The sequence below is a fragment of the Pseudoalteromonas sp. ABV4_021 genome (assembly GCF_056159365.1).
This window is the reverse complement of record NZ_JBSWVB010000001.1, coordinates 399,023-421,684: the sequence shown is the minus strand read 5'-3', so window position 1 is coordinate 421,684 and position 22,662 is coordinate 399,023. Positions and strand designations below refer to the sequence as shown.

At 40.8% G+C, this 22,662-nt stretch carries 21 protein-coding genes, 1 tRNA gene and 1 riboswitch; of the genes, 4 read left to right on the top strand and 18 right to left on the bottom strand.

From position 1 onward, the window contains the following. Nucleotides 1-2: 2 nt before the first annotated feature. Both rsgA and asd read left to right on the top strand, forming a co-directional pair. Nucleotides 3-1,058 (top strand): small ribosomal subunit biogenesis GTPase RsgA, encoded by a 1,056-nt coding sequence (rsgA, locus tag ACXAFE_RS01980; RefSeq protein WP_475147842.1) that lies wholly within the window; start codon nucleotides 3-5, stop codon nucleotides 1,056-1,058. Nucleotides 1,059-1,112: 54 nt separating this feature from the next. Next, complete coding sequence (asd, locus tag ACXAFE_RS01975; protein ID WP_475147839.1) at nucleotides 1,113-2,021, top strand: archaetidylserine decarboxylase; 909 nt, start codon at nucleotides 1,113-1,115, stop codon at nucleotides 2,019-2,021. A 40-nt stretch (nucleotides 2,022-2,061) separates the two neighbouring features. Here the strand turns inward: asd and ACXAFE_RS01970 are convergent, their stop codons facing one another. From ACXAFE_RS01970 to ACXAFE_RS01930, 9 genes are all read right to left on the bottom strand, one after another. Beyond that, nucleotides 2,062-4,269 carry a M14 family zinc carboxypeptidase gene (locus ACXAFE_RS01970; protein ID WP_475147837.1) on the bottom strand — a complete coding sequence of 736 codons (2,208 nt, stop codon included), beginning with the start codon at nucleotides 4,267-4,269 and terminating at the stop codon, nucleotides 2,062-2,064. A gap of 133 nt (nucleotides 4,270-4,402) precedes the next feature. Beyond that, nucleotides 4,403-5,155, bottom strand: coding sequence for a HesA/MoeB/ThiF family protein (locus tag ACXAFE_RS01965; protein ID WP_475147835.1), 753 nt, complete (start codon nucleotides 5,153-5,155; stop codon nucleotides 4,403-4,405). Nucleotides 5,156-5,157: 2 nt separating this feature from the next. Further along, on the bottom strand, nucleotides 5,158-6,669 hold the full coding sequence (gene thiE, locus ACXAFE_RS01960; protein WP_475147832.1) for a thiamine phosphate synthase: 1,512 nt from the start codon (nucleotides 6,667-6,669) through the stop codon (nucleotides 5,158-5,160). A 55-nt stretch (nucleotides 6,670-6,724) separates the two neighbouring features. Further along, nucleotides 6,725-7,081 carry a four helix bundle protein gene (locus tag ACXAFE_RS01955; protein ID WP_475147829.1) on the bottom strand — a complete coding sequence of 119 codons (357 nt, stop codon included), beginning with the start codon at nucleotides 7,079-7,081 and terminating at the stop codon, nucleotides 6,725-6,727. Nucleotides 7,082-7,158: 77 nt separating this feature from the next. Further along, entirely contained in the window at nucleotides 7,159-7,941 is a 783-nt protein-coding gene (locus tag ACXAFE_RS01950; RefSeq protein ID WP_475147826.1) for a thiazole synthase, read from the bottom strand. Further along, entirely contained in the window at nucleotides 7,941-8,138 is a 198-nt protein-coding gene (thiS, locus tag ACXAFE_RS01945; RefSeq protein ID WP_475147823.1) for a sulfur carrier protein ThiS, read from the bottom strand. The genes ACXAFE_RS01950 and thiS overlap by 1 nt, the downstream gene beginning before the upstream one ends. Nucleotides 8,139-8,147: 9 nt before the next feature. Then, a complete protein-coding gene (locus tag ACXAFE_RS01940) occupies nucleotides 8,148-9,149 on the bottom strand; it encodes an FAD-dependent oxidoreductase (RefSeq protein WP_475147820.1) in 1,002 nt (333 codons plus the stop codon). A 74-nt stretch (nucleotides 9,150-9,223) separates the two neighbouring features. Continuing rightward, on the bottom strand, nucleotides 9,224-11,182 hold the full coding sequence (thiC, locus tag ACXAFE_RS01935; RefSeq protein WP_475147817.1) for a phosphomethylpyrimidine synthase ThiC: 1,959 nt from the start codon (nucleotides 11,180-11,182) through the stop codon (nucleotides 9,224-9,226). A 144-nt stretch (nucleotides 11,183-11,326) separates the two neighbouring features. Further along, a riboswitch (TPP riboswitch) is annotated at nucleotides 11,327-11,443 on the bottom strand. A gap of 91 nt (nucleotides 11,444-11,534) precedes the next feature. Then, nucleotides 11,535-11,609 (bottom strand) — tRNA-Arg (locus ACXAFE_RS01930). Between the two features lie 437 nt (nucleotides 11,610-12,046). On the opposite strand from ACXAFE_RS01930, the gene ACXAFE_RS01925 reads away from it, so the two are divergent. After that, nucleotides 12,047-12,229, top strand: a complete 183-nt coding sequence (locus ACXAFE_RS01925; protein ID WP_010561097.1) for a helix-turn-helix domain-containing protein — start codon at nucleotides 12,047-12,049, stop codon at nucleotides 12,227-12,229. On the opposite strand, the gene ACXAFE_RS01920 is transcribed toward ACXAFE_RS01925, so the two are convergent. The 4 genes from ACXAFE_RS01920 to ACXAFE_RS01905 form a co-directional block, all read right to left on the bottom strand. Next, the gene (locus ACXAFE_RS01920; protein ID WP_475147813.1) at nucleotides 12,226-13,032 is read right to left on the bottom strand and encodes a phosphotransferase; all 807 of its coding nucleotides are present in this window, start codon (nucleotides 13,030-13,032) and stop codon (nucleotides 12,226-12,228) included. The genes ACXAFE_RS01925 and ACXAFE_RS01920 overlap by 4 nt on opposite strands. Beyond that, on the bottom strand, nucleotides 13,001-13,615 hold the full coding sequence (pnuC, locus tag ACXAFE_RS01915; RefSeq protein WP_475147810.1) for a nicotinamide riboside transporter PnuC: 615 nt from the start codon (nucleotides 13,613-13,615) through the stop codon (nucleotides 13,001-13,003). Before pnuC ends, ACXAFE_RS01920 begins: the two co-directional genes overlap by 32 nt. Then, nucleotides 13,616-13,876: a YkoF family thiamine/hydroxymethylpyrimidine-binding protein gene (locus ACXAFE_RS01910; RefSeq protein ID WP_100912601.1), complete on the bottom strand. Its 261-nt coding sequence runs from the start codon at nucleotides 13,874-13,876 to the stop codon at nucleotides 13,616-13,618. 114 nt (nucleotides 13,877-13,990) lie between these two features. Continuing rightward, complete coding sequence (locus ACXAFE_RS01905; RefSeq protein WP_475147805.1) at nucleotides 13,991-16,126, bottom strand: TonB-dependent receptor; 2,136 nt, start codon at nucleotides 16,124-16,126, stop codon at nucleotides 13,991-13,993. Nucleotides 16,127-16,256: 130 nt separating this feature from the next. Here ACXAFE_RS01905 and ACXAFE_RS01900 point away from each other — a divergent pair, with 130 nt between their 5' ends. Beyond that, nucleotides 16,257-16,661, top strand: a complete 405-nt coding sequence (locus ACXAFE_RS01900; protein ID WP_475147802.1) for an acyl-CoA thioesterase — start codon at nucleotides 16,257-16,259, stop codon at nucleotides 16,659-16,661. A gap of 40 nt (nucleotides 16,662-16,701) precedes the next feature. Here ACXAFE_RS01900 and galE read toward each other — a convergent pair whose 3' ends face one another. The 5 genes from galE to ACXAFE_RS01875 form a co-directional block, all read right to left on the bottom strand. After that, nucleotides 16,702-17,721 carry a UDP-glucose 4-epimerase GalE gene (galE, locus tag ACXAFE_RS01895; protein WP_475147799.1) on the bottom strand — a complete coding sequence of 340 codons (1,020 nt, stop codon included), beginning with the start codon at nucleotides 17,719-17,721 and terminating at the stop codon, nucleotides 16,702-16,704. An 18-nt stretch (nucleotides 17,722-17,739) separates the two neighbouring features. Beyond that, the gene (locus tag ACXAFE_RS01890) at nucleotides 17,740-18,696 is read right to left on the bottom strand and encodes a DHH family phosphoesterase (RefSeq protein ID WP_475147796.1); all 957 of its coding nucleotides are present in this window, start codon (nucleotides 18,694-18,696) and stop codon (nucleotides 17,740-17,742) included. Nucleotides 18,697-18,837: 141 nt separating this feature from the next. Further along, complete coding sequence (locus tag ACXAFE_RS01885; protein WP_475147792.1) at nucleotides 18,838-20,049, bottom strand: glycosyltransferase family 4 protein; 1,212 nt, start codon at nucleotides 20,047-20,049, stop codon at nucleotides 18,838-18,840. Nucleotides 20,050-20,090: 41 nt separating this feature from the next. Next, nucleotides 20,091-20,777: a SapC family protein gene (locus tag ACXAFE_RS01880; RefSeq protein ID WP_475147788.1), complete on the bottom strand. Its 687-nt coding sequence runs from the start codon at nucleotides 20,775-20,777 to the stop codon at nucleotides 20,091-20,093. A 34-nt stretch (nucleotides 20,778-20,811) separates the two neighbouring features. Next, nucleotides 20,812-22,593, bottom strand: a complete 1,782-nt coding sequence (locus ACXAFE_RS01875; protein ID WP_475147785.1) for a polysaccharide biosynthesis protein — start codon at nucleotides 22,591-22,593, stop codon at nucleotides 20,812-20,814. Between the last annotated feature and the right edge of the window lie 69 nt (nucleotides 22,594-22,662).

Here is a 22,662-nt window from a genome sequence, read left to right as displayed (position 1 = left end):
AAGTGGCAAAACGGAAAAAACTCAGTAAAGGTCAATCTCGCAGAATTAGCGCAAACCATCAAAAGCGTTTAAAGCAGGCTAAAGGTAATCAACAAGCTGAAGAGCAATCTTGGCAAAGCGATAATCTTGGTCCGCAACAAAACGCCAGAGTGATCAGCCGCTTTGGTCAACATGCTGATATTGAAACAGCTGAAGGCGAGATCCTACGCTGTAATATTCGCCGTACAATCAAAAGCCTTGTTTGCGGTGACAACGTTATTTTTCGTCCCGCAAAAGTAAGCGAAGGTGATTTAGCAGGGGTAATTGAACTTGTTGAAGAACGCACCAGCCAGCTTACGCGCCCTGACTTTTACGATGGTGTAAAAGTAGTTGCCGCCAATATTGACCAAATTTTAATGGTGTCAGCCGTATTACCGGAGTTTACTCCCAACATAATCGACCGCTACTTAGTTGCCTGTGAAGATATGGGAATAGAACCCATTTTAGTGCTTAACAAAGTTGATTTACTCGATGACGAAGGCATTGAATACTTAGATGAAGTACTCGATATTTATCGCGACATTGGCTACCAAGTATATTTCATTAGTAATAAAACAGGCCAAGGCGTCGAAGAACTCAAAGCGTTATTAAAAGATAAAAGCAGCATTTTTGTCGGCCAGTCAGGTGTTGGTAAGTCAACACTAGTCAATAGCCTATTACCAGACGCGAATATCTTAACCCAAGAAGTATCTGAAGTTTCAGGCTTAGGTCAGCACACCACAACGGTTTCAACGCTACATCATTTAGCCTCGGGTGGTGATTTAATCGACTCTCCAGGAATTCGAGAGTTTGGCTTATGGCATTTAGATAATGACCGTGTAACTTGGTGCTTTAAAGAGTTCCGTGAGTTTATTGGTGGCTGTAAATTTAGAGACTGTAAACACCTTGATGACCCGGGTTGCATTATCCGTGAAGCCGTTGACGAAGGTAAAATCAGCGAATTACGCTTTGATAGCTACCATCGCATTTTAGAATCAATGGAAGATGGTCGTGCAGGCGCGCGTAATCCAAGAGTATAGAGTCATTCAACAACTTAATGTAAAATACGAAAAATTTTTTAGGGATACGACCTCGTGAGTTTAGATAAATTCAAAATTGGCGCGCAGTACGCCATGCCAAAACACCTTATATCTCGCTTAGTGGGTAAATTAGCAGCAGCACAAGCAGGCAAGCTAACTACCAGCTTAATTAAAGGCTTTATTAAGCAGTACGGCATAGATATGAGCGAAGCCAAATACGAAGATCCAGCTCACTATAAAACCTTTAACGAATTTTTTACCCGTCCATTAAAAGACGGCCTGCGCCCAATTGCGGAAGATAAAGACATTATCGCTCACCCTGTAGACGGTAAAATTTCGCAACTTGGCGATGTAGTTGATGACCGCTTAATTCAAGCAAAAGGCCACGACTTTAGCTTACAAGAATTACTTGGCGGTGATGAAAATGTAGCAGCGCCGTTTCAAGGCGGTAAATTTGCAACGATTTACTTAGCACCAAAAGACTACCACCGTATTCATATGCCAATTGGCGGTAAACTGCGCAAAATGGTGTATGTACCGGGTGATTTATTCTCGGTAAACCCACTTACCGCTGAAAATGTACCAAACTTATTCTCACGCAATGAGCGTGTAGTTGCTATTTTTGATACTGAAATTGGCCCTCTTGCTATGGTATTAGTTGGTGCAACCATTGTAGCTAGCATCGAAACTATTTGGGCTGGCACGGTAACTCCACCAGCAGGTAAAGACGTATTCACATGGGATTACCCTGAAAATGGCCATAATCAACTTATCTTAAATAAAGGTGATGAAATGGGCCGCTTTAAACTTGGCTCTACCGTTATCTTAGCGTGGGGTTCTGAAGTAGCAGACTTTCTTGATGGTGAAGTTGCAGGCACAGTAACGCGCATGGGTACGCCATTTGCGAAAATCAAAAATAAAGAAGAGCAAAGCGAACAAGCTGAAACCCCTACTGAAGATTAATCAGTATTAAAGTCAAAAAAGGGAGCAACCGCTCCCTTTTTTAATGCTTTACGCGCTGCCTTCTTATCAGTGCGCCAGCAGTAAGAATAAACAACATTAACCATGAGTTACTGCCAGACGAATCCTTTTTAACGTCATCTGGTACCTCAGGAAGAGGTACGGGCTCTGGCTCAGCTTCAACTTGTAAATCAAACTCATAACGCGTCGCTTGCTCATGTTCATCAGTGACCACTAACTCAACTTTATAGCTGCCTGCTTGAGAGAAGTTATGCGAGAATACCATGCCACTCGCCGATGCGTTTTCCGCTTTCCAAGCATAGCTTAACGTGTTGCTATCAGCATCTGTACTAAGCGATGCATCAAACTCACACGCTAAATAGTTACACAGGTGTGAAGCAACTACTTCTGGCGCAAATAACTCTGTAACATTAAAGTCTATAGCTAAGCTATTTGACACACCAATAGAGTTAGTCACAACAAGGGTTGCTGAATAGCCACCAAGTGAAGGCAATATATGTGTCGCCTCTTCCCCTTCGAGCACATCACCGCCAGACAGTTGCCATTTGTAGTTGAAGCCACTTACTGGGTTTTCCACATTAAATTGGCATTTAGCACCTGAACACACAACCTTGCCTGCAACACTTGGCGGATTCGTATCAATACTTTGTGCCGTAATGGCCCCCCAATAACCGTCATTATCCTGCGCTTGCATATACACAATTGCTTTTTTGTCGATTAGTTGATTGTCGTTAATCACAATCTCAAACTGCTCAGTGATGCTATCTGCGTTACCATCACTAAACATCGCCAACTGTTGATTGTCATCTGACACCAGCTGATTAACCGCATACCTTACCTTAGTAATATTTTGCATTGGCCAGGAGCTATTGTTTTTAAAGCGTGTATCCGTTGCGTTCGCTTTTAAAACTATTTGCTGCTGCGCATTCAACGCCAAACTTATATCGGCAATATCTGGACCCTGTGTTAACTGATAAGGCGCTTTTGTAACTTTAGCTGCATAAAGTAGTGCCTTTAAGTTATCAGGCTTGATTAACGCACCATAATAACCACACGATTGGAAAAATGCGGTACCTAATTCAAAGGTAATATGCGCAATACCAAGTTCACCATAAGCTAAACTATCTGAAGTACCATCGGTCGGGTATAAACCTACCGATTGCATTGGCCGATAGTCATTAAAATATGCAAGTTTTCGACCTAACGATTCTAACCCTTTGGCATTTGGTGCAGCATCATAGCTGCCACCCCAAGGCCATAAAATAAGCTGGCTGTAGCTGTGAATGTCTAAGTACAAGCCTTGAGTATTTTCAGGCGCAGCATCGCTAATATTTGGCCCGCGTTGATCAGGGAAAATACTACGAACATAATTCTCAACTGCGGCCACTTCAGGCTCTGAACCTGGGCTATCTCCCCGATACGTTGCAGAGCATGCATCACCACTAGAGCCACCATCAACCGAGCCCCAGCCAAAGCTAAAGTTACGATTTAAATCAACACCAACATTGGCCTCTAAACAATGATTTTCGTTAACATTTTTACGTTGTGAAACGCCTGTTTCCGCAATTTTTCGTCCATCAGGGTTTGTTTGAAAGAGAATATGAATTTGCTGTGTTTCTAAAATCCAGTTGATATCGGCATTGGTTTCACGCTCTGCTAATAACTGTTTGGCAAAATCTAATGTCAATGCGGCTGTAGCTAGCTCGCGGGCATGCATGGCGCTTTGAATAAATAAAATTGGCGGATTAACTAAATCTTTTTTACCGATTTTTAAAACTTTTAAATCGTAGCCTTCTCCTTTATTTTGCTTTTGCCATGAATCACCAATATCTACCAGTTCTGTGTATTCAGGGTGAGCTGCTACTAAATCATCTACTTGCTGAAAAGTTTCTTCAACCGTTGCGTAGCAGCTAAAACCTGGTATTCCTGTGCTGTTGCTAGTCAACTTATCAAAAATATTTTGTTGCTTGGTTAAAAATTGCTTTGCCAGATGTTCTGCTGGTTGCAATGTGGCACCAAAGCGTTTTAGTAAGGATTGTTCTTCATTGGAGAGTGTAAACAACACACCATTTGGACGATCGCCAATTAAATTATGATGCAAACTTATCTTAGCTTTGGCTTCAATATCTGAATTAGGAAAAGTGACTAAATAGTGTTGTGATGGCTGCACACTTGCAATTGCATTTGTAGCACCAAGCATTAAACCCGAAATTAATAATTTTCTAAGCATGTTCCCTCCAATTATTAATCTAAAATACCTAATTCGGGTAAAAACACAAATATCATAACGTTGGGAAATGTAAATGAAAGGTAGTATTACGTAGAATCGTATCTACTCTAACTGGGTATGAATTCAGCCAGTCTTATACGTTGTTACACACTGTACAGGTTTTTGACGTGGTAAATGCAAAAGCGCTTTGTTTAAAGCTCTGTGCATCAAATTGTAAAAATTGTGGAAGTCTTTGCTCGCCTAATATTAACTGTATTGCGGCAATTGCCTGCTGTGCGCCAATTACACCTAGCAACGGGCTGATAACCCCCAAAGTATCGCAATTCTGAGCATTGCTCACATCTTGGTTTGGGAACAAGCATTCATAGCAAGGTGCACTATTATCTCTATTATCTACTATACAAACTTGCCCCTGCCAGCCCATAGCTGCACCGGAAACAAGCGGCTTAGCAAACTGCTTAGCAAAGCGATTAACTAAATAGCGTGTTTTGAAATTATCACTGCAATCGAGTACTAAATCACAATTTTCGATAAGCGATTTCGCATTTTGCTCATCCAACTTTTCTGAGATTGAAGATAGTGATACTTGGTTATTCAGCGCTTGCAGCGTTTTGCCCGCGGCTTTGCTTTTACTTTGCCCAATATGACTAACTTTATAGAGAATTTGCCGCTGCAAATTAGACAGCTCAACCTCATCATGGTCGACCAACGTTAGCTGTCCGATACCCGACGCTGCCAAATAAAACGCTGCTGGAGAACCAAGCCCGCCCAAACCAATAATTAATACGCGTGCCGCTTTTAATTTAAGTTGCGCATTCTCGTCAATTTCTGGCAATAGTAACTGGCGAGAATAACGAATTAATTCTTGGTTTGATAACGATGACATAGCTAGTTCAGCACACTCTCAAGTTCAACAATGGCCGCTTCAGGATTATCGGCTTCTGTAATTGCGCGCACAACAGCAATACTGCCAACGCCTGTCTTTGCAACTTCTTCAGCACGGGCTAGGTCGATACCGCCAATTGCCACTACAGGGTAATCATGCATTAGTGGTACAAAGTGTTTTAACTTTTCAAGGCCTTGAATTTGCCCCGTCATATCTTTGGTTGTGGTTGGATATATTGCACCAAAAGCCAAATAACTTGGGCGATAATTATGCGCGCGCAGCATTTCATAAAAGCCATGGGTAGATACCCCCAATCGAATGCCTGCTTGCTTAATTTCAGCCAAATTAGCGACTGAAATATCTTCTTGGCCAAGGTGGATACCGTAAGCACTATGCTTTATCGCTAATTGCCAGTAGTCATTGATAAATAAGCGCGCGTCGTATTTTTTGCCAAGGGTAATCGCGGTTGCGATTTTTTCTTCAAGATCAGCATCGCTGCTATCTTTGATACGCAGCTGAATGGTCTTAATGCCCGCTTTTAAGCAGCGCTCAATCCAATCAACGGAATCAACCACAGGGTAAATACCTAAGTTACGCGTTTCAATTTTTGCAAAACCACGGGCACTGACTTGTTCTGGATCCACTGCCAGATCAAGTTCCTGACCAAGCCATGAATCTGCTTCAATCACTTCTGGGTAGTCATTTATATCATGTGGGAATCCACAATGAGCAACAGGGCCAATGCCCTGCCCAAAACGCTCTGCATGTTTTAAGCCTTGATTAATATAAGCTTTAGCAAGAATAAACGCATCTTTTAGCGGGTAGTCTTTGGCAAGGTTGGCAGCAATACTAGAAGCAAAAGAACACCCTGTACCATGGCTATGCGGTGTGTTAATTGCTTTATTGCCTAGCCAACATTCTTCACCTTGATGAGCACCATAATCGATGCAATAGCCTTTAGGATAATCCCAATGACCGCCTTTTATCAGCACACTTGGCACACCCAACTCGTTAAACGCTTTCGCTGCATCTTGCACTGCGCTTGGACCAATTAAATACACACCGGTAAGAATTTGCGTTTCTTGGGTATTAGGCGTAATCACATCTACTTGAGGTAATAAGTGGGTTTTAATAGCCGGTAAAATATCTTCCTCGGTTAAGCTATCACCGCTTGATGCAACCGCTACAGGGTCGTAAACAACAAGTGGTGGTGTTTGCCATGTTGTTTTATAGCGTTTAAGTGTATTAGCGATAAACTCCACTTGCTGCTCATTAGCAAGCATGCCAATTTTAATCACTTTTGGTTGTACATCTTGCTCAAGGGCATCAAGTTGGGATTCAATCACCTTGATTGCAACGCCATTAATCTCTTCAACCCCCATGCTATTTTGCGCAGTAAGTGCCGTAATAACACTACATGCATGCACACCAAAACTTTGCGCTGCTTTTATATCAGCTTGTATACCCGCGCCGCCACCAGCATCAGAGCCAGCAATAGTCCAAATTAATGCCATAGTTTCCTAGATTTCAGATTTCAGATTTCAGATTTCAGATTTCAGATTTCAGATTTCAGATTTCAAAAATATTACTTCGTTTATATTTTATGATTGCCACTATCATGGCGGTTATTTGTTTTACTTCATCAATTAATGAAAAACCAACACTTGACTCAATAAGGCCTATCTTTATGCCAATATATAACTGCGTTACGAGCTCACCTGCCGAACCCTTTGCAATCACATAAAAGCGCACCATATCTTTAATGGTTTCTCTTTCTTCACCTTCGGCAATATTTGAAGGTATCGAAAGCGCTGATCGCGTTATTTGATTTTTTAATACATTATCCTTGCACAAGGCCATCGCTTTATAAACTTCGCAAGTAACACGACAAGCCCGCTGCCAAACCGCTAAACTTTCAAACCTCATAACTCACTCCTTAAGTTATCTAAAGCATACTCAATGAGTGTAGCATCTGAAATCTGAACGCTTTTTTCTTTACCCTATTACTGATGCCAAAAGGGCATGCCCATTGTCGGGGTTGACGGTTTTGCAACCTCTTTTTCGGGCATTGCTTTAGCTTCATAAGCGATTCTGCCTGCGTCTACCGCAAGTGAAAAAGCCTTTGCCATTGCTATTGGGTCGCCCGCTTGCGCTACCGCACTATTTAATAATACCGCATCATACCCCATTTCCATTGCGGCTGCTGCGTGTGAAGGCAAGCCAAGTCCTGCATCCACAAGCAATGTGGTATTGGGTAAACGCTCACGAATGGTTTTTAACGCATACGGATTTAACAACCCTTTACCTGTGCCAATTGGTGCGCCCCACGGCATCAGTACTTCACAACCTAAATCGACTAATTTTTGGCAAATAACTAAGTCGTCGGTGCAATAAGGTAAAACTTCGAAACCGTCGTCAATTAGTTGCTTTGTCGCCTCAAGTAAACCAATCGGATCGGGCTGTAAATTATATTCATCACCAATAAGCTCGAGCTTAATCCAATTAGTTTGAAACACTTCGCGGCACATTTTGGCAAGGGTTACGGCTTCTTGCACACTGTGGCAACCTGCGGTATTGGGTAATACTTTAAGGCCGGTATCTTTAATTAATTGCCAGAAATCATTACCGGCTTCAAGGGTACCTTGCCTACGCAACGATACTGTCACAACCTCAGCACCCGATGCCTTAATTGATTGCTGCATTACTGCAGGAGATGGATATAAGGCTGAACCAATAAATAAACGGCTCGACAGCGTTTGGCCATAAATAGTTAACGGCTTATCCATTAGCCCCCCTGTATTGGCGAGAGAATTTCAATCTGATCGCCATCAGCCAAAGTAACGCCTTCGCATTGTTCACGCGGCACAAAGCTTTGATTTAAAGCCACCGCGTAGGGTTCACTAGCGCCAAGCTGAGATAGCAAAGCAAGCAACGTCATATTGCTTTCAACATCGCGCTTTTCGCCATTAATTATTAAATTCATTTTGCACTCTTAGTTAATCTGCTCAAGCGCCATTTCAACCACTTTTGGCGCCAGTAAATAACCATGTCTATACAAGCCATTAATCACAATGCGCTTGCCTTGCTTTTCAACCAGTGGGCGGTTATCAGGCATACTTGGCCTTAGCCCTGCTTGCATTTCCAGTATTTCGGCTTCAGCAAAGCCACTGTGCACTGTATATGCAGCTGACAACAGCTCCATTGCTGAACGCAGCGTCATTGGCTTTGTTGATTGCGATTCAATTTCTGTCGCGCCAATTACAAACTCATGATTCGGTTTTGGCACAATGTAAATCGGATAGCGCGGGTGCATTAAGCGCACAGGGCGATTTAGCGTCACTTCTGGCGCATATAAGCGCACCACTTCACCGCGTACACCGCGAAGGTTTTGAAGCTCAGGTTTTGCACCTAAGCCACGGCAATCCAAAATCACATCAAAGTGGTTTTCGTTAATATTGCCTGAAAACGACTCAAAGAAAGTAACCTTGTCTTTTACTTGTTGGTAACTGGCGGCATAAAACGCACGGTTATCAAGTTGCCCTTCGCACGGCAAGTAAATGCCTTGGTAAAAACGCCCAGCAAGTGCTGGTTCTAACTTTGATAGCTGTTCACCACCAAGATGAATAGCACTTTGCCCAGCAAGTGGTTTTAAACGATTGGCAAACGAGTCTAAGTCACCTTTATCTTGCTGATGTGCAACCACTAAGCTGCCGTGTTGTTGGAAAAACACAGGTTCATCCAACAACTCAAGGACCGACTGCCAAAGCGACATCGCTTGCAAGCCAAGCTCGGCTAAATCAGCTTCACATAGTACCGATTCAGCTAATGGCGCAAGCATGGCTGCAGCAACAAAACCTGCACTTTGTTCACCGCTCACTTTACCTGACTCAAATACCGATACCTGATGCTGTTGATAAAGCTGCAATGCCGCTAAGCGACCCGTTAAACCGTAACCCAAAATCGCGATTTTTTTTCGCTGTGAACTTGCTGTCATAATACGCCCAAGCAGTAAAATAGGTGTCAGAATTCAGACGTTTACTTACTGAATTCTGAATACTTATTGCTGATTTATACTTTCTGATAAATCTCAGAACCAGCCGATTTAAACTCTTCTGATTTCGCTTTCATTTCTGCTTCAACATCAATCATTTTGATTTCAATTGCATTCGCATCAGAAATATCTACGCCCTGATTTTCTAAGTCTTTCGCATAATCACGCACTTCTTGGGTGATTTTCATCGAACAGAATTTAGGACCACACATTGAGCAAAAATGTGCAACTTTGCCTGACTCTTGTGGAAGGGTTTCATCGTGATACTCAAGCGCGCGTTCAGGATCTAAACCAAGGTTAAACTGATCGTGCCAACGGAACTCAAAACGTGCTTTAGAAAGTGCGTTATCACGAATTTGCGCACCTGGATGACCTTTTGCTAAATCTGCTGCATGAGCAGCAATCTTATAAGTAATAAGGCCTTCTTTAACATCATCTTTATTTGGTAAACCTAGATGCTCTTTTGGCGTTACATAACACAGCATTGCTGTGCCGTACCAAGCAATTTGCGCAGCACCAATACCTGATGTGAAGTGATCGTAACCCGGTGCAATATCGGTAGTTAGTGGCCCTAAGGTATAAAACGGCGCTTCATGACAATGTTTAAGTTGCTCGTCCATATTAGCTTTGATCATGTGCATTGGCACGTGACCTGGGCCTTCAATAAACACCTGAACATCATGTTTCCAAGCAATTTGAGTTAGCTCACCTAGCGTGCGTAATTCTGAGAATTGCGCTTCATCGTTTGCATCGGCAACAGATCCTGGGCGCAGGCCATCACCGAGAGAGAAACACACATCGTATTGCTTTAAAATTTCACAGATTTCTTCAAAGTGAGTGTATAAGAAATTTTCTTTATGGTGCGCTAAACACCATTTCGCCATAATAGAACCACCACGCGATACAATGCCGGTGACACGTTTAGCCGTCATTGGTACATAGCGAAGTAGAACACCCGCGTGAATAGTAAAGTAATCCACCCCTTGCTCAGCTTGTTCAATGAGCGTATCACGGAAGATTTCCCAAGTTAGGTCTTCTGCGACACCGTTTACTTTTTCAAGTGCTTGGTAAATTGGCACAGTACCAATTGGCACTGGCGAGTTACGTACAATCCATTCACGTGTTTCGTGAATATAACGGCCTGTCGATAAATCCATTACCGTATCTGCGCCCCAGCGAGTTGACCATACAAGCTTTTCAACTTCTTCTTCTATTGAGCTTGAAACTGACGAGTTACCGATATTTGAATTTACTTTAACCAAGAAATTACGGCCAATGATCATTGGCTCAGATTCTGGGTGGTTAATATTATTTGGTAATACCGCACGGCCGCGTGCAATTTCATCTCGGACAAATTCTGGTGTAATAAAATCTGGCAGCTCCGCACCAAACGATTCGCCTTTGTGTTGCTGCGCTAAAATTTCTTCACGAATTTTTTCACGGCCCATATTTTCACGAATAGCAACGTATTCCATTTCGGGTGTGATAATACCCTGGCGCGCATAGTGCATTTGCGTAACATTTTTACCCGCTTTAGCACAGCGCACTTTTGGTAAATTCTCAAAACGTAAATGATCTAACCCTTCGTCAGCCATTCGCTGCTGTGTGTATTGTGAGGTTACAGACACTAGCTCTTCAGTATCATCACGGCCCTCAATCCACGCTTGGCGGAATTTTGGTAAACCTACTTCAACATTCAGTTCAGCATTCGGATCGGTATAAGGGCCTGATGTGTCGTAAACACGTACCGGTTCGTTCTTTTCGAAAATTGGGTTTTCTTCTGTACCACCAGCAAAAGTATCACTTAACGTAATTTCACGCATACCTACGCGTACGCCCGGGTTTTCACCTTCCACATAAATTTTTTGTGAATTAGGAAATGGCTGGGTTTTAAGGTTGTATATGTAATCAGATGCCGCTTGTCGCGCTTCGCGACGGCTCATTTGATTTGCTGGCTTAGTATTACTTTGTGACATGACGCACCTTTAAATAATTAAATCGAGTGACGGTCTTGCCAAAGTTCGTGATGATTGAAGCGCATACAGCGCCTAGGAGGCAGTGCTTAAAATAAATTAAGACAAAAGTGAAAAGGTTTTTTGCCAAATGGCAAACAAACGCTTGCCACCAAGCTGCTTGTTTCCTACGTAGATACTAATCTATTCAGGTTCACGGATCCCGCTAATGCGATCTCAGCCTTAGTTTTACTCAAAAAGTAAAAGGCACTCCGACAAGTAACGATTGAATTCTATGTGTTTATGCTAAACGACGCAATAAAAGATTACGCTGATAAGACCAATGGAGAAGTAATTGACTGTGCCAAATAAGAATTGGCGCTCTCGCTAGGGATCGAACCTAGAACTCGGCCTCCGGAGGGCCACGTGATATCCATTTCACCACGAGAGCACGGCGACAATAATAATGGCTAAACCTTCGAATTACCAGCTAATGAAAACTCACTTGGCTAATATATCAACAAGATAGTTACAATTAAGTTGTAATTTACTCGCATTTTTTAATAAAAAACGCTTTAATTAAAAGATTCACTTGAAGCATGCCTAGGGTCTGTTGACCTTTGCGGTTCTATTTTTGCTCTCTTTGAGCGTGCTTTTATCGCGGCGTTCGATGTGTGGCCTAGTCATCTAAGCGAATATCGAACAACAACAAGAAAAGTGCGCTCAAAAGAGCCGAGAGGCAGCGCTTGATTGGCTTTTCTACAGTGTTATCGGCTGACTCACATGGAATAACCATGCCACGCAGCCTCTGCCTTGTATAAAAGCCAGTCAAACTGCTGCAAAAACGAACTTTAAAGATCAACAGACCCTAATTACTAGGAGAACAAAATGGCATTAATGACTACAGAACAAGTTGCAGAATTTCTTGGTGTAAAAGAAGAACGCGTCCGTCGTTTAGAGCGTGAAAGCTTGTTAATTGCGGCTGAAAAAGACGATGCGGGCAACGCTAAATTTAACGAAGACGACGTTAAACGCTATAAAGAATTAGCTGAACGTATTGGTGGTATTTAATCGTTTATAAACGGCTTTAGCGCTTGAGCATGGCTTGTAAAGCCATGCTTTAAATACCACAAGTAACAAATTAAATTGTAAAGCTGCTGATATAAGTCTAGCTTTTCTAGTTGCTGTGACGACACGCTTGGTAGCTTAAAATAGCAGGCTAACAAATATTTTTTGTCACTGAGGTTAAGTGTTAATGAGCTACAAAGTGCTGCCAAATCAAAATACACATCATTTAGTCCCACATATTCAAAATCAATAATCCAACTATCGTTGTCTGAGAAAAGTAAATTTTCGAGTACTAAATCGTTATGACATACGCCAAGTTCATAGGGGTAATTTTTTAGCTTCGCTAGTAATTGATTAATTGTTGTTTGATAGTTTTTATATTCTGCTAGCTCAGTGTAACTATTAAAGAGTGTAATTAGATTTATCTCTTCATAGTCATAATCACTTTTTAAATTATGTAAAACAACTAGCTTTGTTACTAACGATTGAAGGTGGATCGGTTTGTTAAATTCTACGCTTTCAATAAATTGATAAGCAATCAGCTTATGTTTTTCGCTAGTTGCTATAACGTTCGGTACAACACCTTCTTTTGCTAAATGTTGCTCAACTAAAGTCACTTTGAAGTTATTTTCACGATCAAAATGCTTTAATAGCAGAGTTTTTCCACAGTGGGTTTCAACTCGAAAACAAGTATTATTAACGCCTTGAGTAAGATAAAGCGTTTTTTTAGCTACAAACTCTAACCCAAGTTTAACTAGGTAGTCTTGGCATTGATTAAGCAAAGGCTTGCTCTTTATCTGGTTCATAATGCTGACGCCATTGCATATAACCCCAAATCACCACCCCAGTGTAAATAGCAAATAACACCACTGTTGGATAGTAGCCCTTTTGAAGGTAAAGGTAGATGGACGCGGCATCAATTACAAACCAATAGAGCCAGTTCTCAAGCACTTTTTTAGCAACTAAATAAGTAGTCATCACAGCAAAACAAGTTGTAAATGAATCTAAGTAGGCAAATTCAGCATGCGTGAAGTTATCCATCACATAGCCTAATACAATTGCAATTAAACTGGTGATTATAATAATGCTCAGATGGGTATAGAGTTTCCAACTAGTAATTGGTAGCTCTTTCTTTTCTTTACCGTTTTTCCAGCAATAAAAGCCATAGACCGCCATTGCTAAATAATAAAAGTTAAGCAATGACTCCATTAACAGCGCACCATTCCAAAACAAAATGGTGTAAATAAAGGTACTTACAAAGGCACAGGGCCACGCCCACAAGCTTTCTTTCATCACAAACACTAAGTAAGCAAGGCCAAGCGCTACCGCGATATATTCCCAATAGCTCATTGCTGTAAAACCGCTTAAGGCTTGTGATAAAAATTCCATTTACACCTCTTTGTTAGGTGATAAATCACCACCAATAAATTTACACACAAAAATCGCTTTACCAAATTCTTGGTGAGAACGTTTAATTTCACTCGTTACTGCGTTCATTACCTCATCGTAGTCACCAAACACCTGCGTAGACATGGTGTTAGTAATCACTTCTAGGTTTGCGTTCGCGTTTAAACGGTCAATAAACCCTTTGATAAATGGAATATAATCTTGGTGCAACGGGTATTTACTAATTTCTACAGATAATTTCATAGCTTTTGGTTTCAGGTTTCAGGTTTCAGGTTTCAGGTTTCAGGTTTCAGGTTTCAGGTTTCAGAAGAGCCTAACAGCCACATCTGAAACCCAAACACATTACTTATAATTGAATTAATACTGATAGGTAAAACTTACGCCAGCCATACGAGGCTCAGCAAATTGCACATAAGTGTGCGTCTCGTAAAAGTCACGTGGGTCATTACCAAACTCAAAACCTCGGGTTGCGTAATCTTGATTAAACATATTGCGCACCCAAGCACTTACTTCCCATGCATTGCGGTTATAACCAATCTTAGCATTAACCAGATTTACGCTTTCAGCCCTTGAATCGTGACTATCTGAGAAGTAGTAGTCATCTTTGCCTTCAATACCTAAATTAACATACAGGTTATCGGTTGCATCAAAACGCGCCGAGAACGCATAGTTGTAGCGCGGTGCCTGCGCTTGTTCGCGGCCATCTTTGCTCTCGCCATCAGCATTAACAAAGTCATCCATTCGGGTGCGTAAATAACCTACTGCACCATTTAAACTAATGCGGTCAGTTAATTGATAACGTCCATCGATTTCAATACCGTAGTTACGGCCACTAGCTGCGTTATCAAGGTAACCAACGAATACAGGCTCTGACGTTTCATCGGCTTTGTATTCTTTGTACGCCTTAACTTGCATATTATCGCGGTACATATAAAACGCAGCTAAACGAAGTACCAGTCGCTTATCTTTAGACATACCTTTAACGCCAAACTCACCGCTCCATAAATACTCTGGATCAAAATATTTAATGGTTTCAAAGAAACTTTGATCTACGCCTTCATCCCGCGCTTTCGCTAGTGCTTCACCATTGATGCCTCCTGCTTTGTAACCACTCGTGAAGCTGGTATAGATCATCGCCTGCTGATTTACTTGATGCTCAAGTGCAAGTTTTCCGCCTACCATTGAATCATCAACAGATTCTGAAAAGCCGTTGTTATCAACATAATCACCTTGGTAATTTTCTGCACGCAAACCCGTAATCAAAACCGTACGAGAATCAATGCGCGTTTCTATTTGGCCAAATACAGCAATATTATCTACTTGATAATTTGACATAAAGTCTTGTACTTGCCATGTATAAGCGCGTGTTAAGTCGACGTCTTTGCTTTGATAATATACGCCGCCAATCCAAGTCCCTTCTTTGCTTTGCACATTTAATTCAACGGAACGGTCTTTACGCTCTCGATCATACGCATCGGTCGAACTATAACCCCAAGAATGAAGGCCCGCACTGCATAGTTCAGCTTCTTCTGGATCATTGCATACCCAATCTTCATCGTAGCTATACAATAAATCAGCATTAAGCGCGTTGACATTGAAATTGATATCGAAACTATCAAAACCTGAAAAATTATTACGCCAGCTAACGCCGTAACTTTCCTGATTATCTTGTCCTGGCTGATCAGCTACTGATTTACGTGAGTTATCGAGGGTAAAGGCATCATAACCATTTTCAATATCGATATAATGTAAATTCAACTCGCTAACAAACACATCGCTGAAATCTGTTTTTGCTTTAAAACGTGCAACCAGTTCATCTTGATCTTGGGTAGACTCATTTAAGTAAATGTTATCAACATAACCATCTGAGCTATTTTGGTACACGCTAGCACGCATACCAACAGCATTATCAATACCGCCACCAGCAGCAATACCTAGGTTATAGGAATTGTAATTTCCGGCACCGAGCTGCAACTTGGCGCGCGCATCGGTTGTAGCTTCGCTTGTATCAATGTGGATCATGCCTGCCAGAGCGTCTGCGCCAAAGCGCGTTCCCTGAGGACCACGGTAAATTTCAGCTTGCTGTGTATCAAACAACAACGCTGCGCCACCTAGACCTGAGTAATTAATACCATCAATTAATAACCCTACTGATGGATTAATCGGGTCAACAAATTGCGAACGTAAACCAATACCACGAATTTGAATAAAACGTCCACGCGATGCGCCAGACGTATAATTAACGTTAGCAGCCGTATTTAACATTTCATCCAAATGCACGGCATTACGCATTGCAATATCTTGCTCACCAAGGACATGCACACTTGCGCTTAACGTTTGAATACTTTCTTTTTTAAAGTCACCAGTAACGGTAATCACTTCAATATTGTCTGGTTCTTGATTAGCAACACTGGTTGCTGAAATTGACGCGAGAATAGCTGTAGAAACGAGTTTTAAGCTGGTTTTCACTTTGGCATCCCATCTTTGATACATAGTAATTGCCGCATAGTTTATAAGAAGTTAATTGTGTAAGCGAGAAAAGTTCGTATTTGCGAGCATAAGTCATACCTCTTTAATCAAAGATTTAGGTAAACTACTAAAAAAGAATTTGAGTACTAGATTTATGACCTTTCGAATCGAACTAAAAGTAAGAGATTACGAATGTGACTTACAAGGCATTGTAAACAACGGCGTATATTTTAATTACCTAGAACATGCACGCCACGAGTTTTTATATGCCAACAATGTCGATTTTGCCAAGCTAGCAGCCGATAAAATTAACTTGGTGGTAATACGCAGCGAAATTGACTTTAAAACTTCATTGCAACCAGGCGACGAGTTTTATGTTGAAGTGGCCCCAGAGCGCCTTTCAAAACTGAAATTTGGTTTTCGCCAACGCGTTGTGCGAAAAAAAGATAACAAAGTAGCTGTAGAAGCACTTGTAATTGGCACATCAGTAAATGAAAAAGGCAGGCCCTTTTTACCCGATGAGATCAATGACCTGTTCCCTTTAAGTGGCAGCGAGTAATAGTCATTAAAAAAGGATGCGTAAGCATCCTTTTTATTAATTAGTTGTCAGCGTAACCATTAGGGTTTTGACTTTGCCAACGCCATGCATCAACCATCATATCGTCTAGCCCGCGCTGTGCTACCCAGCCTAATTCTTTTTTAGCTTTTTCAGGGTTTGCATAACTCATTGCGATATCTCCCGAACGACGTGGCATTATTTCAAACTTTACGGTTCTTTTGGAGGCCGCCTCAAAAGCTTTGACCATCTCAAGTACAGAGAAACCATTTCCAGTACCTAGGTTATACACTAACGCCCCATTCGCTGATTCTAATTTATTAAGCGCTTTCAAATGACCAAGTGCAAGGTCAACCACATGAATATAATCACGTACACCTGTACCATCCGGCGTGTCGTAGTCATCACCGAACACGCCTAAGCAATCTAATTTGCCGATAGCAACTTGTGAAATGTAAGGCAACAAATTGTTTGGAATATCGTTAGGATCTTCACCAATCTGACCCGATTTATGCGCACCTACTGGATTGAAATAACGTAAAATTGCAAAACGCCATTTTTCATTTGATGCAGCTAAATCTTGTAAAATACGTTCAACCATGTATTTGGATGTTCCGTAAGGGTTGCTTGTCCCTCCTACCGGAGCAGTCTCGACGACAGGTAGCGATTCTGGTGTGCCATAAACATTTGCAGACGAGCTAAAGACTAATTTGTTAACACCTGCTCTATCCATTGCTGTAAGCAGATTAAGCGTGCCTTGAACGTTATTTTCATAATACTTATACGGCATGGTAATAGACTCATTCACAGATTTAAGTCCTGCAAAGTGAACAACACTATCAATACTATGCTTAGTAAAAATTGAATCTAACAGCTCAGAATCTAAAATATCACCTTGATAAAATGTTACTGACTTATCTGTGATGTGCTGAACACGCTTTAACGCTTCTTCGGATGAATTTGATAAGTTATCAATGACAACAACATCAAGATTCGTTTGCAAAAGCTCAACTACAGTATGCGAGCCAATATATCCCGCCCCACCAGTAACCAGTACCGTCATGTGTTAAATCCTTAAACGTTATGAGTAGTAATCGCCAAATACTTGATAAAATCGTGTGAGTTCATTTTCACTTAGTTGGTTTATTCCAGCTGCTGCTGCTCGCCCACCACCGGTCGCAAATTGAGTTACTACTTTGTCTGCACCTTGCTTATTATTTAATGGTGCCCTAATACTCACAGTATAGCCCGACTCTTGATGACGAGTGAGTACCGCATGCGCTTTATTTGGTGATTGGTTTGCGAGTTCATTGCCTAAAACGCCACTTACACGCCTTGCCCATGGTGCATCTTCCAATAAAATAACTTTAACCGCATTATTTTCATACATCACTTGCGCAGCTTGCGCCTTTGCCATGTCGGCGTCATATAACGATTCCAATTGGTAAAAAATCGAATCTTTCTGCTCTATAACTTGCAAAGGTGATGAATAATCAAGCAATAGTTCAAACAACGCTTCTGGGTGGAAATGTAAATCCTCAATCGAACTCCCATAGCCGTTATAGTTAATATAAACCCCTAACGCTTTTAGCTTGTCTTTTTGCTCTTGTGTTAATCCGAGTTTATCTGCCTCAATATCGGCAGTAGCAACCATATTATCGCCATAAGCCGCTGTAATTGCCCAAAGGTGATATTGCTTATCGAGTAAATTACTCACAATTAAACTAGTACAGGTATTTGCATCCAAATCAATATGGGCTTTTAGTTTATCATTTTGCGGAATATCACCTGCGCGATGGTGGTCGACATAAAATACTTCTGCACCAGTATCTAAACACTTATGAAGCGCTTCCATGTTTTTTTCCATTGAGATATCAAGCACGCGAATTTTATCATCTGGCTTAACATCTACCTGTTTAAGCAATTGAATATCGCGTTTTACACCAGTAATTTTTTTACTTTCAGTAGGGTTTGCAAGCTGCAATTGAAGAAGAGCGATAATGCCATCGGCGTCACCGTTAAATACGTCGTAGTTCATAGCTTTGAATAATAAGAGTACATTTTAAAAAATTATCCTCTACTGGGAGTAATAATTAAAATAACAAATTGCTTTAAACTAGAATGATAATTTTTTATAGATATAGAAAGTGACAAAGCACTATGCTTTATCACTCATTTACTAAGAATAAAACTCTTTAGTCAACTCTTTTGGCGTTTTTTCGCTCTGACCAGTTGCACTAAGCAAAACACCATTTAATTGTTCAGCGAGAATATCTCGAGAAAATTGTTCTATTGCGAGTTTTTTTGCTGCCTGTGCAGAACTTTGTAACCACTCTTCATTATGCAAATGCTTTTCTAGGTCTTGTGCAACTTGCGGCAGTGGCTTTTGCCATGCGACGTAACCAGCCGACTTTTCAGTTAACAAATCAGCCATCCAACCACCATAATTGATAAAAAGTGGCTTGCTAGCAGCTAACGCATCAAAGAATTTATTCGCGGAATTCGCTCGCATTTCTGGCTTATCAATAAACAAAGCTGACGCCATGGTAGCTGCATTCAATAAAGCTGGAATTTCTTTTTTTGGTAATGCAGGTTCAATGAATAAGTTTCTTCCTAAAACTCTTTGTTGTTCTGCTTGTTGCTTAACCTGCTCATACTCTTTGCCTGAGCCGACAAGTAAGATTCGGATATCCGAGCCGAATTTTTCAAGTTCTGTGGCTAAATCAACCAAATAACTAACGCCATTTATAAGGCCAAATGTACCAGTATAAACTAGTAATGGTCGATTATCATTCCAATTGCGTTGTTCTAAAAAAGCTTTTCCTAAAGAGTCTGGGACTTCAAACAGATCATTATCAGAACTATTTGGAATAACAGCGATTTGCTGTTCATTATAACCTGAAGAAAGAACACCATCTCTCATGCCTGGCGACAGAGCCACAACTGCACGTGCATTTTTGTAAGCAAACAATTCGAGCTGTTTAGCTAACCATTTTGTTACAGGGTTTTTAAGCGCCCCCATCGCAATTGGTAACTCTGGCCATAAATCCCGCACTTCAAATACCATAGGGATTTTATTTTTTAGTGCAGTCAAGTAGCCCGGAATTACAATTGTTAGTGGAGTACTTGTAGCAAAGACAACATCTCCCTTTAAGGATTGCGCCTTTTTACTCGCAGCAATTGCAAACCTTACAAAAGCTTTTATACGCTCAGAGAAGCTCATCTCATTTGAATAAGTAACAGGGAACCAATGAACATTAATTCCCGCCTCTTTTGATTCAAACCAATCAGCTTTTTCTGAAACTTTCTGATAAGAGGTTACCATATGGACTTCATGCCCTTTGGAAGCTAAACGACGAGCCATTTCATAAGAGCGTGTTCCACCTGCCATATCAGGCGTCACAAAATACTGGTGGAGATAAATGACTCTCATTAAATTGATTCAGCAAGTTTACCTAACTGCTCTAATGAATGTGCGAGTGCATAACATTTACCTAGAATTCCCATTTTTTTGAATTCGATTAGAGACTTTTGAGATAAGTTTTCGATAGCACCTTTATCAAGAATATAGAAACTCGGTAATTGAATAGTCTCTTCGCCTTTTTTAATTGAAAATTGACGCTCTGTAATTAGCTTTTTATCTACAAGTATGCGTGTAAACTGCTCTGTTAAATTTGATTGCTGAACACACATCATTAAATGTTTCTTCCGCTCAAGCATAGCCTCGCTTTCCGAACCATCATCATTAAAAATTGAAAGACCTTCACTCTCGTTAACAAACGAATGTTCTATATTCAAAGCTACGATATATTTACCTGATTTATCATCTAAAGATAAAGCAAAAGGTTGACTAACTAGAGCATGCGGAACAATTCTAGATTGCCAGCTGTCATCAGAGATATATTTATTATCTTTGGTTAAAGAGAGTAAAGCTGCAGGTGACAGTTCATTATTTTCATTTTTAACAAAAACAATCGGAAACTCTGATGCTACCCTTTCAAATTCATTAAGAACTACAGGAACGATATTGCTACTTTTAAATGCATCAAGCGCTATTCCGGGCTTTATTAATAATTTTCCGTGTTTCGCGTAATTTAATGCTTCATAATTACGACTCATTGTTTATCTCCAAATTTTTAAATTTATTAATTTGTTAAACTACCGAACGATCAACTTCTTTATCACTTAAATAAAGATCGACAACATCACTTTTTGGTGTGAAAGCTAAATGAGCACCAACTAAAATTTCTCTTACTTGCTGAACATCATGACTTAAACACGCCATTTTTAGATTACCTAGCAATGTTTTTAGCTCTTCCAAGGGAAGAAACTCTTCATTCGCAGTTAGTATTCTTGCATGACTAGTTGGCTTAACATTGTCCCCAATCAACAACTCTTCATATAGTTTTTCACCTGGCCTTAAACCAGTACACTTTATTTCAATATCACCATAAGGGTGGTCTTCATCTTTCACCTGTAAGCCTGAAAGATGAATTAATTTCACCGCTAAGTCTTTTATCTTAACAGACTCACCCATGTCGAGTACAAAAACATCACCGCCCTGACCCATTGCCCCAGCTTGAATTACAAGCTGAGCGGCTTCTGGGATTGTCATAAAATAACGTGTAATCTCTTCATGTGTTAACGTTAATGGTCCGCCAGTAGCAATTTGCTTTCTAAATAAAGGAACAACAGAGCCAGATGACCCAAGAACATTACCAAACCGAACCATACAGAAACGAGTATTATTTTGGTTTTGCGCATACGCTTGTAAGATTGTTTCAGCACAACGCTTGCTTGCACCCATTACATTAGTTGGGCGAACGGCTTTATCGGTTGATACAAGTACAAAAGTGTCTACTTTGTGCTGAATTGCAGCTTCAGCCATAATAAGCGTACCAAATACGTTATTCTCAACCCCTTCAACCATATTATATTCCACAAGAGGAACATGTTTATAAGCTGCTGCATGATACAGCGTGTCGACCTGATAGCGTTCTAAAATAGCATTAACTCGGTTTTTATTTTGCACTGAGCCAATAAAAGGTAGTAACTCTATTTCCAAACCTGAATTCGTTATCTGATTGCGTAATTCTTTTTCTATGGAGTATAAATTATACTCCGATATCTCGAGCAAAATTAAAGCGCTTGGTTTAGCACTAAAAATCTGACGACAAAGCTCAGAGCCTATAGAACCACCCGCACCTGTCACCATGACTACTTTATTTGTAATATCAGCTTGCATTAACTCTGGCACAGGAGGAACAGGGTCTCGTCCTAATAAGTCTTCTATGCCAACTTCTTTGATTTCATTAACTTGATGAGTACCATTCACAATGTCATCAACACTCGGAATACTAAACACTTTTACTGATAAGTGTTCCAAGCTAAGTAAAATTTCCTTTCGCCTTGCCGCTTCAACACTCGGAATCGCAAGTAAAATTTTATTAACCGCTTTGCGTTCAATAACCTTTTCAAGTTCTTTGCTATGGTAAACCTTTACACCTTGTAAAATAGTGCCTGTTAAATTTCGGTCATCGTCAATAAATGCTACTGGTTGATAATCAGTGCTGTTATGTAGCGCATTAGATAGTTGTCGACCTGCAGAGCCAGCACCATAAATAATTACGGGTTCTTTTCTGCGAACCTGAACGCGGCCGAATAATGCTCGCAATGTAATGCGTGAACCACCAATAAACAACAAGCAAAAAATGCCATAAATTAATGGTTGGCTTGTTGGCACAGCAAGATCTAACCACAACGCAGCAATAACGAAAGAGATTGTAGAAAAGGTAACACCAAGTAACACGGCACCTAATGCTTGTGAACTCATATATCGCATTACGGCGTGATACAAGCCCAATTTAATAAACGCCAATAGGCTTATCGGCAAAATAGTCGCGATTAATAGCCACACTTGTGAATCAGCTATCACCGCAATTTCATTACTTCGAGTGATAAACGATGCTAAAACTGCTAAAGAAACAAAAATGGAATCAATAAT